Raw genomic sequence first — 11,972 nt, 5'->3', positions numbered from 1 at the left:
GGATATCAGACATCCGGTGCCTGTGTCTGCTGCTTAATTTCCTCTATACCTGATACCCTTTTGAGGGACATCTCAAAGGCATTCCTGTTCACATCCCTGTACTTTTCCGGCACCATCTTCTCAAGCACATTCCATAATTCTCCGGAGGAAAATGGAAGGAGATCGGCACCTGCAGCTGCTGCCAGCATGGCAACATTCGCTGCCCTGTGGGTACCTGCCTGTTTTGCAAGCTGTGTAAAATCCAGGGATATGGTATCGTGGCATTTATCTTTCAGAAATTCAAGGACCTGATCCGGAATGTATTCAACACATCCATTTAGAACAGAGGGGATCACAGCATGCTCATTTACTACGATGCTTCCATCTTTTGCCAGAAAATGGATGTTCCTTGCAGCTTCTGCAGGCTCAAGTCCGATTATGAGGTCGGCATTTCCAGATGGGATCAGTGAACCACAGATCTCATCCCCGATCCTGATATGACTGGTTACTGATCCTTCTCTCTGGGCCATGCCTATGGTCTCGGCAGTGGTCACATGGAAACCAGCATCTATGGCCGCTGTTGCAAGCAAACGGGATGCAAGTACAACTCCCTGTCCGCCCACACCTGCGATAAGAATATCGAATTTCATTGTATTTCCTCCTTCAGGACAATTGCATCCGATGGACAGACCTGTGCACACAAACTGCAACCTGTGCAGTTGTCCTGTATGGTCGGCAGTCTTAAAGATGTTGAGAATATGGCAGGACATCCAAGTTGCGATACACAGAGGTTGCAACCTGTGCATTTTCCTTCATCGACCACATATTGTTCCTTTCCTTTTGTGATTCCCACACATCTTCCTTTGAACACGATAGCAGAAGGTCCTTCGAAGTCCATGGTTCTCTTAGCTGCATCTATGCATTCGCCAAGATCATTTGCTTCGATGGTCTCGACAAGTTCGACACCGCAGCTTCTGAGGATATCGGCTATGTCAATGACCTTCGTAGGAACCCCTGTGGCAGTCAGACCAATACCCGGATGGGGTTGATGTCCTGTCATGGCTGTGGTCCGGTTGTCAAGGACCGCTATAGTGATGTCTGCATTGTTGTAGACTGCACTTATCACAGCGGCTATCCCGGAATGGAAAAAGGTGGAGTCGCCGATAAACGCAACCTGTTTTGTCTTCTGGCCACCTTGGTATTGATGTGTGTGGGATAGGCCTGCTGCTATACTGATCCCTGCTCCCATGCAAAGACATGTGTCCACCATATTGAGAGGCTGGGCATTTCCAAGAGTGTAGCATCCGATATCTCCTGAGAATATGGAATCCATGCCATTTTCTGTCCTGAATTTTCCGGCAGCCTTCTTGAATGCGTAGAAGACTGTCCTGTGCATGCATCCTGCACAGAGGGTCGGTGCCCTTACTGGAAGTGCAGGTATATTTTCCTTCCCGACAACTGGTGATGAATGGAAAAGGACAGGAACATCTGTATTGATGGCTTTAAGTGAGCTGTTCAATCCATCGATAATAGCATCTACGTCATATTCACCGCTGACTGGGAAATGACCGTTCTTCTTTCCATATACGTTCACATCGAGATGGTGCCTGCCTATCAATTGCAGGAACTGTTCCTCAAGGTATGGGTCAAGCTCTTCGGTCACTATCAGGTCTGTTATATTACTGAGGAATTCAAGGGCTGCATTCTCCGGGAAGGGATGAACTGTTCCGACCTTGAAAAGCGGGAAGGTTTCAGAGTGGTCCTTTATAGCTTCCTTTGCGTACAGGTAAGATACCCCGGAAGCTGCAATGCCGATCTTGCTGTTACCTTTTGATATTGAGTTGAATGAGTTCTCTTTGAAGTACTCAGAAAAACGATCTGAAAACCTTACCTGAAGCTCTTCGAGCCAGGGGTGCCTTTGGGCTGTCAGTTTTGGGAATATGACCCACTTCGGGTCCTTTACAAAGCCTTCGATGTCACAGGATACCGGGTCGATGTCCTCGATAACTACATCAGCACATCCATGAGATACACGCGTTGTGGTCCTGAGTATCACAGGGATCTCCATTTCATGTGATAGCTTGAAGGCCAGTTTTGCCATGTCATAGGCTTCCTGAGGTGTGGATGGGTCCAGGACAGGAATATTTGAAAAGTGACCAAAGGCTCTTGTATCCTGTTCGGTCTGGGAGGAATGGGGTCCGGGGTCATCGGAGACGAGGATCACAAGGGAACCCTTTACTCCAATATAGGAAAGGCTCATGAGGGGATCTGATGCTACGTTCAGTCCCACCTGCTTCATGGTGACCATGGCATTTGCACCAGAATAAGCAGCACCAACAGCTGTTTCAAGTGCTACTTTCTCGTTGGTCGCCCATTCGGCATATATGCCATATTTGTTCGCATGGGAAATGATGGTCTCCATCACTTCAGTTGAAGGTGTTCCCGGATAGCCGCTTGCTAGCTAAACGCCAGCCTTCATCGCCCCAAAAGCGATCGCTTCGTTTCCCATTAATATACGTTTACTTGTCAATATCGTTCCTCTTGAATGTGATAAGTATGAAAAGAAATAATTCAGTAGATAATCAACATATCCACAGGTTGGAGCCGAAACATTGGATATATTTATACATTGATGCGGACATATGCACTTCTTTGATGAAATATAAATGTTTTGTTTTGAAAATTATCTTTTAAAACGTAGGTACATCATGAAAACTGATTTATGGCATTGACATTAATAAAATAAAAGGTGTTCAAAATTGAAGAATGTGATCAACAAGAGTTTCGAAATAAAAGATTACACCATAGATGGTTCCAGCATTAATGGATTCTGGATGACGTTGCTGGACAAGGAAACATTAACAACTGAAATAATCTATAATCCGGATAAGGATGGGACTTTTGATGCAGGCGAGACAAAGAGGATGATACAGGAGATCACCAATAAGTGTGATAGTTTTAACTCATTGCTCCCCGGGAACATTAATTGTGAGGTTATTTTCAAAGATCTTGATGACCTGAAATATGTTGCGGATGAAAGTAAGTTTGAGGTAGAATACAGGGAAATGGATGAGATAAGGGTTGTTTACAGGTTCCATGTTCAATATCATGTTTAACTTTTTAGAATTTATTTTCCAATAAAATAAGATATTTGATCATGGAGGATCCATAATATCTTCTTAAGATTCTAAGCATGGAGTGACATTCCTGTTGTAGTTTCAAATGAAGGTTGCAGATCTGCAGGAGAACTATCTTCTGATCCGATAGATCTGTCAAATCATCTTAGAACTGATCACAGGACGTACTTTCAGGATAATTTGGCATGCTAAATCCAAATGTACTTCCTTTTCCAAGCTCACTTTCGACCCAGACCTCACCGCCATGCATTTCAACAAACTTCTTGACAAGAGCAAGGCCAAGCCCGGTACCACCATATTCTCTTGAATTTGATGAATCCACCTGAAAGAAAGGCTTGAACAAATTTTCCTGATTCTCTGGTGAAATGCCGATTCCAATATCCTTTACGAAGAAATTAACAGTCCTATCAGAAATATTACCTCCAATGGTCACTGCACCCCCCGGATCTGTGAACTTGATGGAGTTGTTCACGAGGTTGTAAAGAATCTGCTTGAATTTTAGCATGTCTGCTTTTATGGTAGGCTTTTCAATATTGATATTACATGTCAGGCCAATGCCCTTCTTTTTTGAAAGAGGTCTCATCAATGCTTCTATTTCATCAATAGCATCGGATACAAAGAATTCATTAATGTGAAGTTCCATTTCCCCGGATTCAATGTTTGAGAAATCCAAAAGATCATCGATCAGCTCCAAAAGATGATTTCCATTTTTAAGAACCTTGGATATGTATTTCTTCTGATATTCATTCAAAGAGCCGTAATCTTCACTGCAAAGTAGATCCGAGAATCCGATGATCAAAGTAAGGGGAGTTCTTAGCTCATGGCTTATATTTGAGATGAATTCGGTCTTGGCCGTGTTGGCAGCTTCTGCAGCAATTTTTGCACGTAGCATTGCCTCCTCTGCTTGCTTGCGTTCGGTGATATCCTGAACAATTCCCTGGAAGTGAGTTGCTACTCCCTCCTCATTCCTCAGAATAAAGGTCTTCTCATTTACCCATAATAACTTTCCATCCTTTGTTATCAAACGATATTCCGAGGTATAGTTGTCATTGCCATCCTCGCACTTCTCTGCAAGTGTATCACATACCATTTGATAATCATCGGGATGGACCAGATCACCATAAGTAATTCGTCCAAGTACGAAATCCTCAGCTGAGTATCCAAATTTTGAAACATTCTCAGAAGCATAATCTGCAGGCCAGAAATCCTCTGCCCTCCACAAGAATACCATTGTAGAGCTATTGTTTATGATCTCTTCCAGAGCCTTCTGTTTCCGAATTGCTTCCTCAAAGGCAAGATCATTGTTCTTCTGTTCAGTAATGTCATCCGCAGTTAGCAACACAAGTGGTTCATTATTTTTTTGTATCAGTGTTGTTGAAATTAAAAAATTAAGTGTTACAGACTGTCCATTGGTTACGATCTCCAACTCGCTTTCCTGTTTGTAAATGCTTTCACCGGTTTCAAAACTGTGCATAACAGAGTTTCTTACAGTACATTCTGAGCATTTTCTGTTTTTCCCGCAACCTTCTGCTTTGAACGAATTCACACATCCAAACAGTTCACCACCAAGAAGGCCAATACTATCTTTTTTTCCTTTCCCTAGTGCAATAGTAGTAGTCCGATTGACGTATTCAACTTTCCCTTCCTGATTGACAAGGATCATGATCATAGGAATATCATCAAAAATAGGGTTTAAGATATCCGGATCTACAAATAATTCAGTAGGATTCTTACAAGTTTCTTCGACAGCAAATTCACGCAGAATTATATTACTTCCATCCAGATTAGACCCCCCATATTCCCTCTATATTCTGTTGAATTGATTGTATCATGTAGATATGTTAATTAGTATATTTTATGGTTATATATATAATAATTGGAATATATCTTCAAGTCATATTTGTTTAACATTCGTTCTTATGTCTCAACTTTTTCATTACAGCTGTAGTGACAGGAACAACAATGTTCGATTCCATACGATCTAATTTGTTTTAGTATATTAACTTATTCCAGTGGCAATTTCTAATAACAAAATTAACTTAAGCAATGCTATCATAAATTGTTAGAATAGTATGTAAATTTATTTATTGATATTCATGATCAAAATGCAAACCAAAAGTATGAAACAAAGAGGCTGGGAAATACGAAAAGCTATTGTTGATGATGCACAGGGTCTTAAAAGTTGTATGGATCTGGCTTACACAAAGTATCTGGACAGGCTCAAAGGTGAACGACTTCCACCCATGGATGTTGATTACGAAGAGGAGATCACGCATTTCCCTGTCTGGGTCGCTGAATCTGACAATGAAATAGTCGGTGGCCTGATCTTGATCTTCGAAGATTATTATACTACAGTAGCAAATGTGGCAGTACGTCCTGATCTCCAGGGAACTGGCTTAGGGCGGGAGCTAATGGATCTCGCGGAGTCAGAAGCTAAACGCAAAGGCTATTTGGAAATGCGTTTAGCAACCCATGTATTATTGACCGGGAATATTTCTTTTTATAACCATTTGGGCTGGTCAGAGATCTGTCGTGACGATACCCGTGTTTACATGAGGAAAATGATCAATGTTTAACAAATTACTGCACGATTTATCTTAAAAGACCTTTTCCTGTTTGAAATATACCTTACCCATCTCTAAAAAGATTCGTATCAGATGCAGATGCATATCATCGCTACCCACATTTTCATAATACAAGAACATGTTATCGTCGTTGGAATGATTGCGAGAGGACAAACTGCCGCACATAAAATGGGTAAAGGAATACTCCTGATATAGATCATTAGTTCGCATAATTTCCAGTTCGTGGGTATGACCACAAAAAACGTATTCGATTTTATGTTTTTGCACAAAATCTATCAGTGCTGCGGAATTTTTTAGAGGACATTCGTCAGTACCTAAAATAGAATAATGGGTGATCAACAAAGGGATGTCATATTCAGTCTGTTCAATTTCTTTTGAAACAGCATTAAGGATCTCTTCTTCAACATACCCGTCATTACTGTACAGTTCATTGGTGTCAATACTGATTATTAATACCGTTTTTCCATTTATCGAAATGGACTTGATGAAATTTATATCGGTAAAATTATCTTCAACTTTGGTAATTTCCCGGTCTAAAAAAATGTTGTTCTTCCGTGTTTTTATTGTTTCAGAGATGGAAATTATCTCGGTTTTGTCAATATATTTGCGGAATAGTTCATGGGATCGCATATTTCGTTTGTCATGATTTCCCCAGGTGGAGATGACATTTTTACAATTAATGCTTTTTAGAAAGCAACCCGCTTCAGCACATTCATCTTCCAGGCCATCTGTTGTATTGTCTCCGGTATTGATGACGATATCAGCATTAAATGAATTGATCTTCTCCAACAGGACCTGATCATCTCCATCCCAATGGCGAGAACCGAAATGCAGATCAGAAATATGTAAAATATTCATGTAGTCCTCCTTGTTATAATTACTGCAAATATGGAATAATAATACGACAATCCATTCCTTTATGCTAATCATGTTCGCATAGAGTAAAACATGATTGCTTACTCAGCAATTGTGTTACATGAATCTAATAATTGAGCCGATCTCAAAACTTCATTTTCATTCTATTTCAGCACAATGTGAAACATGCAATATCTAGTAGACCTTTGAACATTACATTGTGAATTTCTATAGAATCCAAAAAGGTGCCGGTTTTAAAGCAAAATTCTAATTCGATGGCCTCAAAACACAATATATTATAATAGAAATATATAAATATTAATATTGTCTTTGGACTTGCTGTGATTTTATGAAAAAAACAACATGTTTTTTATTAAGTATACTACTTATAGCAACTCTCCTGTCAGGATGTGTTGAATCCACCGGAGGGGCTACCAGTGAATCCGAAGACATTAAGATCGGAGCACTTTTACCACTGACAGGAGATCTTGCTTCTATCGGAGAAGCAAGCCAGACAGCACTTGAAGTATCAGCTGAGGACATCAATGGCTATTTCTCAGGACTTGGTTCCGGAAAGAATGTGGAAGTAATTGTAAAAGATACTGAAAGCGATCCTGAGACAGCTCTGGAGCAGCTCAAGCAACTTGATGAAATGGGAATTACGATGGTTATCGGCCCGCAATCAAGCAACGAAGTAGAAGCTGTCCTGGAGTATGCAAACGAGAATGGTATCATCCTTCTGAGTACTGCATCAACAGCTCCGTCCTTAGCTATCCCTGACGATAATCTGTTCAGGCTTGTACCTGACGACACAAATCAGGGAATGGTACTGGCTACATTCATGCAGGAAGATGGTATCAGTACTGTGATCCCGATGTACAGGAATGATGTGTGGGGTAACGGACTCGTTGATGAGGTTGGAAAGAACTTTGAGACTCTTAACGGCACAGTGCTTGAGGGAGTAAGGTATGAAACAGAAAATGCGGACTTTTCTGCAGAAGTAGAGTCACTCAATGAAAAAGTAGTAGCAGCCACTTCAGAATATGATGAGGGTTCCATAGCTGTGGTCCTTTGTTCCTACGGAGAAGTAACAGAGATCTTTGCTTTAGCCCGTAACTATCCTGCTCTTTCAGAGGTCAACTGGTACAGCACAGATGGCATCGCGCTGAACAAGGGATTGATCAAGGATAATGATGCAGCCGGTTTTGCTGCAACAACCAATGTCAAAGCACCAATATACGGGTACATAAGGGCAAACGACAGATATCAGGAGATCGCACCCGGGATCGAAGAACAACTTGGAAGACTTCCTGAATCTTATGCATTGACAACATATGATGCTCTCTGGATAGCTACATTTGTTGATCTGGATTCCATCCCGAATAACGATGAAAGTGCAAGAATGGCAATGAAGACCATTACAGACACGCATTTTGGAATGAGCGGATGGACAATACTCGATGAGAACGGAGACCGGAAATACTGGAACTATGACATCTGGACAGTCACTAAAGAAGATGGAAGTTACCAGTGGGAACTCTGCGGCAAGATAATTCTGCCATATGAGGATAATATGCTCATTATGCAGGGCGAAGATCTGGGATTTGCTCAATGAATGGTGGTGTGTTTTCACCATCTTTTTTTATTTTTATTATCTCTTTTTTGGCTCTGTAGGCAAACTTTTCAAAATCACTATCATCCGGGCAAATTGACACATTTACTAATATCGGAATTTACATTTCGAGTAAGTATTAACTTTTAGTATAAACAGAATATTGATGATCATTAATTCAGTTGGTCTTGATGCTCATGTTGGATTTTTTCCATGGGATGAATCAGGGCAAGTAAAGTATTGCTTATGATCTTCAAGACTGCTTAAAACAAAATTTGATTTATAAATGATCGACAAATTGATCTAAAAATAGTTGTGCGATCATGATAGGAATATTCTATCTGACCACACATTTCACTTTGAGCTTTAACTAATATTATTATTCACATCCACTTAGTCTTTTTTAGACGGTTTGTGTTTCTGGAAGCATTCCCTGCAGTATACCGGTCTGTTTGGGTCCGGTACGAAAGGCACTTCTGTTTCCTGACCGCAGTTACTACATTTTGATTTGTGCATATCTCTTGGCCCTTTGAAATCTATTTTTTTCATTTGTTCCACTCCCATTATCATTTATGAAATATTTAATATTGTCTTTATAATTTTTCTTAATCAATATTTCAGCATAAGTATACACGTCAATATTGTATTGATCCAGAAAATCTGCAATACCCCGAATTGCATTTCCCCGATAAAAAAAGGTGTTCAATTTAATATATATTTATTGGATTGTCTCAAGATGGATCTGTTGAGGATGAAGATTTTTGACCTGCCTTATACTGAATGGAAGAATATGGGTTTTTCTAAGGTTACTTTCATTACATGAAGCAGAATGCTAAGAGCGATAGGTCATTTACTCTCAATGCTCATGTGAGGAAGAGGTGGAGAAATTGGAACATATTTGATGAATAAAGACTTTTTACTCTGTTCCGTCTTTATAATTACCTTGCATTAAGGCTTATGTCCCCAGCTAACCTAATTTTGTCCTGTATCCTCTTCATAGTACCTCTATAAAGCAATGCCTACCTTCCCAGGAGTGAGCAGCTCCAAGTTCCTTGAACATGGCTCCAGTCAGGGTCAGAATTAGCACATATAATATAAATGAAATAGAGTAATAAATAAGGTAGGTGAGTTGTATGCAAAGAAAAATAATCTTATTTCTGCTCATTTCCATAATTCTTTTGACCGGAATGACAGGTACAGGCCTCGCTCTATCCAATGCAGGGGGAGGAGACTGGAATTACTCTGAAGAAATGACAATAAAAGAGAACTCTGGTAAGGATTTAGGCAATTACCAGTTACAGGTTCTGCTGGATTCTTCAAATTTCGATTTCTCAAAAGCAAACCCGGATGGGTCAGATATCAGATTTACCGTAAACGATAATCAATTGTATCATTGGATCGAAGAGTGGGATGCTGGATCAGAGAGTGCTATAATATGGATCAAGGTTCCTTTTATTCCCGCTAATGGAATGACCTATGTGACAATGCATTATGGAAATCCGTCTGCAATTGACATTAGCAGTGGTGTGTCCACGTTCGATTTCTTCGATGACTTTGTAGGAATGCGCTTGAGCATTGCGAACTGGAGATCAGATACAAACGGTGGAGGGGAAATTGACATTGGCAATGGGATCATCAGCCTGGTAAACCCGAAAAAACACCCTACGGATTTTTCAGAAATAACTTCCACGGATGCATTTGGGATAAATTCCATGTTCGTTGTCAAGAGAATGAAGGTTACCACTGGTACCGAACTAATGGGTCCGGTACTGGAGCAGGGATTGCTTGATCCGCAAGACGAAAGCGAAAATATGATAGTCCATCGTACAGAACTCACCAATGAGAGCAAGGTTACGTGGACTCTGATCAGGGATGACGACAAGTTCAAATCAAGAGATCTTACAGACCTTGGTATTGCGGAGGGGACATGGTATACATCAGGTATTGCATGGTATCAAGAGGATAATTTCAAAAAGGTTTCATGGTTCAAGAACGGGGTAAGAGATACAAGGATGGATTATTCCTATGACATTGAAAATGAAGATGAAACTATAATTGACCACATCCCGGATAATGAATTGAAATTATACCTGTATTCAACTACAGCCAGCACCATAAATAATATGGGATACATGGCTGTGGATCATGCATTTGTACGTAAGTATACGCCACAGGAACCAACCGTTTTCCTGCCCGGAGAGACTGTCACACAAGAGCCTGAGCCCTTGCCGGAAAGTGAGATGCAGGTCCCTCAGCCCATTTTAAAAGATATTAATATGCCTGCCTCTGAGGTTGGAAAACAAGCGATCTTTATCTTTGAGCCTTATCCTGATAACAGATCGATTTCCGCTATAAATGATCTCAAAGCCAGTGGCATAAATACAGTGTTCCTGAGAACGGATATCAACAATATATGGAACTCTGAAAGATTCATAAAATCTGCCCATGAAAATAACATAACTGTCTACGCAATGATCCTTGATGAAAAGAAGGATTTTGTGGATGGAATTGACGAAAGTTCAATTGAGGCTGTCGAGGAAGTCCTTGATTACAACACGAAATCACTTGCAGGATTTGATGGCATATACATAAGCCTGAAAACCTGCGATCCTGTTGAACTGGAACAGGTGTGTCAGGAAAATGCACAGCTTCTGGAAGCCATCCATGAAATAACAGCTGGAAAGATATTATTAGTTGCAGGAATTCCGGCAGGGTATGACAGGTCAAGTATAGAGAGCATTGCACCAAATGTCGATCTCTTTGTTCTAATGACCCATGACATGGATGAGATCGAGCTGACGGCTGAAGAAATAGAGGATTCTGTTGCTTCAAAAATGGGAGAGATCAGGGGGGCCGGAGAATATGCTCTGATCACAGTTGTCGTGAGCGAAGGATCTGATGATGCAGAAGTTAATGAACTGTTGAACAGTCTATACGCTTACTACTCTGATGATCCGGCATTCCTGGGTGTTTCTCTTCTAATGCATGAAGACCTGCAAGAAGTTCTGGAGGCTTCAGCCCCGGCCGAAGAAAAGGGAATACCAGGATTTGAAGCTATATTTGTGATCTTTGGTTTGCTATCGATCGCATCTAGGCTAAGGAAGCAATGAGATTGTTGGTATACCGGAATAGCTGAAAATGTGAATAGGATGGATATTTGGAAAAAATTTTCCAATTATCCATTCCTTAAGCTTTTTTTTAAATAATCTCTTCTAGTAAACTAACTTGAATTAATTATTTATATCAAAATTTATATTCTAAGTTACAAAGTAATAGCTGCTACTTATTATCCTGATATTATTATTGGAAGCTGGAAAATGGATGAAATTGATAAAAACGACCTGAGTGAACGAGATATTTGTACTAAGTTCATCACTCCGGCTATCGATAAAGCAGGATGGAACCTTCATACACAGGTACGTGAGGAAGTACCACTTACCAACGGGCGAATAATTGTCAGTGGTCAGACAGTATCCCGTGGCAAGAACAAACGTGCTGATTACATTCTATACCATAAACCCAATATTCCAATTGCTGTTGTTGAAGCAAAGAAGAACAAGTTTGAGGTTGGAGAAGGCATGCAGCAGGCCCTTGGCTATGCTGATATGGTCGATGTTCCTTTTGCTTTCAGCTCCAATGGTGATGCTTTTCTTTTCCATGATCGTTCAGGAAATTCACATCTGATTGAACAGGAAATTTGCTTGAACAGTTTCCATCACCTGATGAACTCTGGGATTCTTACTGTAAATGGAAGGAAATTGAAGGTTTGCAGGGGTTTTATTGTTAACTGTTGATGATCCATCC

General features: G+C 40.5%; 8 protein-coding genes and 2 pseudogenes. 5 read left to right on the top strand and 5 right to left on the bottom strand.

All coding sequences use genetic code 11. The annotated features are described in order from the left end of the window. Positions 1-5 precede the first annotated feature (5 nt). Positions 6-629, bottom strand: coding sequence for an indolepyruvate oxidoreductase subunit beta (locus tag E7X57_RS06975; RefSeq protein WP_135612005.1), 624 nt, complete (start codon positions 627-629; stop codon positions 6-8). Beyond that, positions 626-2,425: pseudogene (gene iorA / locus E7X57_RS06970) on the bottom strand (indolepyruvate ferredoxin oxidoreductase subunit alpha); the annotation flags it as partial. The pseudogene iorA and the gene E7X57_RS06975, both read right to left, overlap by 4 nt. Before the next feature lie 322 nt (positions 2,426-2,747). Between iorA and E7X57_RS06965 the strand changes: the two are divergent. Beyond that, complete coding sequence (locus E7X57_RS06965; RefSeq protein WP_244603632.1) at positions 2,748-3,095, top strand: hypothetical protein; 348 nt, start codon at positions 2,748-2,750, stop codon at positions 3,093-3,095. A gap of 166 nt (positions 3,096-3,261) precedes the next feature. On the opposite strand, the gene E7X57_RS06960 is transcribed toward E7X57_RS06965, so the two are convergent. After that, complete coding sequence (locus tag E7X57_RS06960; protein ID WP_135612001.1) at positions 3,262-4,785, bottom strand: PAS domain-containing sensor histidine kinase; 1,524 nt, start codon at positions 4,783-4,785, stop codon at positions 3,262-3,264. 451 nt (positions 4,786-5,236) lie between these two features. Here E7X57_RS06960 and E7X57_RS06955 point away from each other — a divergent pair, with 451 nt between their 5' ends. Then, positions 5,237-5,692, top strand: coding sequence for a GNAT family N-acetyltransferase (locus E7X57_RS06955; protein WP_167880927.1), 456 nt, complete (start codon positions 5,237-5,239; stop codon positions 5,690-5,692). A 21-nt stretch (positions 5,693-5,713) separates the two neighbouring features. Here the strand turns inward: E7X57_RS06955 and E7X57_RS06950 are convergent, their stop codons facing one another. Beyond that, positions 5,714-6,559, bottom strand: a complete 846-nt coding sequence (locus E7X57_RS06950) for a metallophosphoesterase (RefSeq protein ID WP_135611996.1) — start codon at positions 6,557-6,559, stop codon at positions 5,714-5,716. Positions 6,560-6,905: 346 nt separating this feature from the next. Here E7X57_RS06950 and E7X57_RS06945 point away from each other — a divergent pair, with 346 nt between their 5' ends. Next, positions 6,906-8,171 carry an ABC transporter substrate-binding protein gene (locus tag E7X57_RS06945; protein WP_135611993.1) on the top strand — a complete coding sequence of 422 codons (1,266 nt, stop codon included), beginning with the start codon at positions 6,906-6,908 and terminating at the stop codon, positions 8,169-8,171. Positions 8,172-8,561: 390 nt separating this feature from the next. On the opposite strand, the gene E7X57_RS06940 is transcribed toward E7X57_RS06945, so the two are convergent. Beyond that, positions 8,562-8,717 (bottom strand): CxxC-x17-CxxC domain-containing protein, encoded by a 156-nt coding sequence (locus E7X57_RS06940; RefSeq protein WP_371413172.1) that lies wholly within the window; start codon positions 8,715-8,717, stop codon positions 8,562-8,564. A 584-nt stretch (positions 8,718-9,301) separates the two neighbouring features. Here E7X57_RS06940 and E7X57_RS06935 point away from each other — a divergent pair. Together E7X57_RS06935 and E7X57_RS06930 are read left to right on the top strand one after the other, a co-directional pair. Further along, positions 9,302-11,278, top strand: a complete 1,977-nt coding sequence (locus tag E7X57_RS06935; protein ID WP_135611989.1) for a DUF2341 domain-containing protein — start codon at positions 9,302-9,304, stop codon at positions 11,276-11,278. A gap of 207 nt (positions 11,279-11,485) precedes the next feature. After that, a pseudogene (locus E7X57_RS06930) lies at positions 11,486-11,931 on the top strand (type I restriction endonuclease); the annotation flags it as partial. Positions 11,932-11,972 lie beyond the last annotated feature (41 nt).

The sequence above is a fragment of the Methanococcoides sp. AM1 genome (assembly GCF_900774055.1).
Taxonomy (GTDB): Archaea; Halobacteriota; Methanosarcinia; order Methanosarcinales; family Methanosarcinaceae; genus Methanococcoides.
The sequence above is the reverse complement of the archived record's forward strand: the minus strand, read 5'-3'. Positions and strand labels throughout refer to the sequence as shown.

What these genes read in the sequence shown, in the direction of transcription:
- E7X57_RS06975 (WP_135612005.1), bottom strand. Translation starts at nt 629, where the DNA reads ATGAAATTCGATATTCTTATCGCAGGTGTGGGCGGACAGGGAGTTGTA.
- E7X57_RS06960 (WP_135612001.1), bottom strand. Translation starts at nt 4,785, where the DNA reads ATGATCATGATCCTTGTCAATCAGGAAGGGAAAGTTGAATACGTCAAT.
- E7X57_RS06955 (WP_167880927.1), top strand. Translation starts at nt 5,237, where the DNA reads ATGAAACAAAGAGGCTGGGAAATACGAAAAGCTATTGTTGATGATGCA.
- E7X57_RS06950 (WP_135611996.1), bottom strand. Translation starts at nt 6,559, where the DNA reads ATGAATATTTTACATATTTCTGATCTGCATTTCGGTTCTCGCCATTGG.
- E7X57_RS06945 (WP_135611993.1), top strand. Translation starts at nt 6,906, where the DNA reads ATGAAAAAAACAACATGTTTTTTATTAAGTATACTACTTATAGCAACT.
- E7X57_RS06940 (WP_371413172.1), bottom strand. Translation starts at nt 8,717, where the DNA reads ATGAAAAAAATAGATTTCAAAGGGCCAAGAGATATGCACAAATCAAAA.
- E7X57_RS06935 (WP_135611989.1), top strand. Translation starts at nt 9,302, where the DNA reads ATGCAAAGAAAAATAATCTTATTTCTGCTCATTTCCATAATTCTTTTG.